This is a genomic window from Acidovorax delafieldii 2AN (assembly GCF_000175235.1).
GTDB classification, from domain to species: Bacteria; Pseudomonadota; Gammaproteobacteria; order Burkholderiales; family Burkholderiaceae_C; genus Acidovorax; species Acidovorax delafieldii_B.
On the sequence record NZ_ACQT01000330.1, the window covers coordinates 1 to 3,244 of the forward strand.

General features: G+C 49.9%; 1 rRNA gene. It reads right to left on the reverse strand.

Annotated elements, in window-relative coordinates:
• Positions 1 to 22: 22 nt before the first annotated feature.
• A 23S ribosomal RNA gene (locus ACDELDRAFT_RS20515) occupies positions 23 to 2,901 on the reverse strand.
• Positions 2,902 to 3,244: the final 343 nt, after the last annotated feature.

The window sequence follows — 3,244 nt, forward strand, 5'->3', positions numbered from 1 at the left end:
TTCAAGCAGCTATCAAAGTTATAGGGTCAAGCCGCACGAGCAATTAGTATCAGTTAGCTTAACGCATTACTGCGCTTCCACACCTGACCTATCAACGTCCTGGTCTTGAACGACTCTTCAGGGGGCTCAAGGCCCCGGCAGATCTCATCTTGAAACGAGTTTCCCGCTTAGATGCTTTCAGCGGTTATCTCTTCCACACTTAGCTACTCGGCAATGCCACTGGCGTGACAACCGATACACCAGAGGTGTGTCCACTCCGGTCCTCTCGTACTAGGAGCAGGCTTCCTCAAATCTGCAGCGCCCACGGAAGATAGGGACCAAACTGTCTCACGACGTTTTAAACCCAGCTCACGTACCTCTTTAAATGGCGAACAGCCATACCCTTGGGACCGGCTACAGCCCCAGGATGAGATGAGCCGACATCGAGGTGCCAAACACCGCCGTCGATATGAACTCTTGGGCGGTATCAGCCTGTTATCCCCAGAGTACCTTTTATCCGTTGAGCGATGGCCCTTCCATACAGAACCACCGGATCACTATGTCCTGCTTTCGCATCTGCTCGACTTGTCAGTCTCGCAGTTAAGCACGCTTATGCCATTGCACTATCGTCACGATGTCCGACCGTAACTAGCGTACCTTCGAACTCCTCCGTTACGCTTTGGGAGGAGACCGCCCCAGTCAAACTGCCTACCATGCACTGTCCCCGATCCAGATGATGGACCTAGGTTAGAACCTCAAACACACCAGGGTGGTATTTCAACGTTGGCTCCATGAGATCTAGCGACCTCACTTCAAAGCCTCCCACCTATCCTACACAGATCTGTTCAAAGTCCAATACAAAGCTACAGTAAAGGTTCATGGGGTCTTTCCGTCTTTCCGCGGGGAGATTGCATCATCACAAACATTTCAACTTCGCTGAGTCTCAGGAGGAGACAGTGTGGCCATCGTTACGCCATTCGTGCAGGTCGGAACTTACCCGACAAGGAATTTCGCTACCTTAGGACCGTTATAGTTACGGCCGCCGTTTACTGGGACTTCAATCAAGAGCTTGCACCCCATCATTTAATCTTCCAGCACCGGGCAGGCGTCACACCCTATACGTCCACTTTCGTGTTTGCAGAGTGCTGTGTTTTTATTAAACAGTCGCAGCCACCGATTTTTTGCAACCCCTTTGGGCTCGCCTTGTACAGGTTCACCTACTTGGGGCATACCTTCTCCCGAAGTTACGGTATCAATTTGCCGAGTTCCTTCTCCTGAGTTCTCTCAAGCGCCTTAGAATACTCATCTCGCGCACCAGTGTCGGTTTGCGGTACGGTCGTCAATAGCTGAAGCTTAGTGGCTTTTCCTGGAAGCAGGGTATCACTCACTTCGGCTGCAAGCAGCCTCGTTATCACCCCTCATCTAAGCCCGGCGGATTTGCCTACCAGGCACGACTACAGGCTTGAACCAACATATCCAACAGTTGGCTGAGCTAACCTTCTCCGTCCCCACATCGCACTATTGATCGGTACAGGAATATTGACCTGTTTCCCATCAGCTACGCATCTCTGCCTCGCCTTAGGGGCCGACTCACTCTACGCCGATGAACGTTGCGTAGAAAACCTTGCGCTTACGGCGAGGGGGCTTTTCACCCCCTTTAACGCTACTCATGTCAGCATTCGCACTTCTGATACCTCCAGCATCCGTTACCAGACACCTTCACAGGCCTACAGAACGCTCTCCTACCACGTGCAATAAATTGCACATCCGCAGCTTCGGTAACTGGCTTAGCCCCGTTACATCTTCCGCGCAGGACGACTCGATCAGTGAGCTATTACGCTTTCTTTAAATGATGGCTGCTTCTAAGCCAACATCCTGACTGTTTTAGCCTTCCCACTTCGTTTCCCACTTAGCCAATTTTAGGGACCTTAGCTGGCGGTCTGGGTTGTTTCCCTCTTGAGTCCGGACGTTAGCACCCGGTGCTCTGTCTCCCAAGCTGTACTCTGCGGTATTCGGAGTTTGCATAGGTTTGGTAAGTCGCCATGACCCCCTAGCCTAAACAGTGCTCTACCCCCGCAGGTAATACTTGAGGCACTACCTAAATAGTTTTCGGAGAGAACCAGCTATTTCCAAGTTTGTTTAGCCTTTCACCCCTATCCACAGCTCATCCCCTAGTTTTGCAACACTAGTGGGTTCGGACCTCCAGTACCTGTTACGGCACCTTCATCCTGGCCATGGATAGATCACTTGGTTTCGGGTCTACACCCAGCGACTGATTCGCCCTATTCGGACTCGATTTCTCTACGGCTTCCCTATTCGGTTAACCTTGCCACTGAATGTAAGTCGCTGACCCATTATACAAAAGGTACGCAGTCACCCTTGCGGGCTCCTACTTTTTGTAAGCATGCGGTTTCAGGATCTATTTCACTCCCCTCCCGGGGTTCTTTTCGCCTTTCCCTCACGGTACTGGTTCACTATCGGTCGATTACGAGTATTTAGCCTTGGAGGATGGTCCCCCCATATTCAGACAGGATTTCTCGTGTCCCGCCCTACTTTTCTCTAACTTAGTACCACACGTCTGTTTTCGCATACAGGGCTATCACCTGCTATGGCCGGGCTTTCCATCCCGTTTTGCTAACAGTCGTGCTATCACTAGAAGGCTCTTCCGATTTCGCTCGCCACTACTTTCGGAATCTCGGTTGATGTCTTTTCCTCGAGCTACTGAGATGTTTCAGTTCACCCGGTTCGCCTCGCATGACTATGTATTCATCATGCGATACCTCTTGCGAGGTGGGTTTCCCCATTCAGAAATCTCCGGATCAATGCTTATTTGCCAGCTCCCCGAAGCTTATCGCAGGCTATCACGTCTTTCGTCGCCTGTAATCGCCAAGGCATCCACCACATGCTCTTAGTCACTTGACCCTATAACTTTGACATCTTCTTTCAAGATACCGCCGTCATCTTCAAGGACTTGCCAGGTCTTTCACCTGGCGCGTTATGCCGTAATGTGAATATTTCCTCGATATCACTATCAAAGAACATTCGTCATTACTGAATTTCAATCAGCTTTCGCTTATTGAATATTCGTTTTGACGCAATCAAAAAATTGTCATCAGAGGCACGGTCTGCACTAAACCTTTACGAATGTGCAGTTTCCTCTGACAACTCTGATTCGACTCTATGAATTTTTAAAGAACAGCCGATTGATCAAATGATATTGATCAACAACAAAGTAGCCTTTTTCAAAGCCACTTTGGTGTTGAAG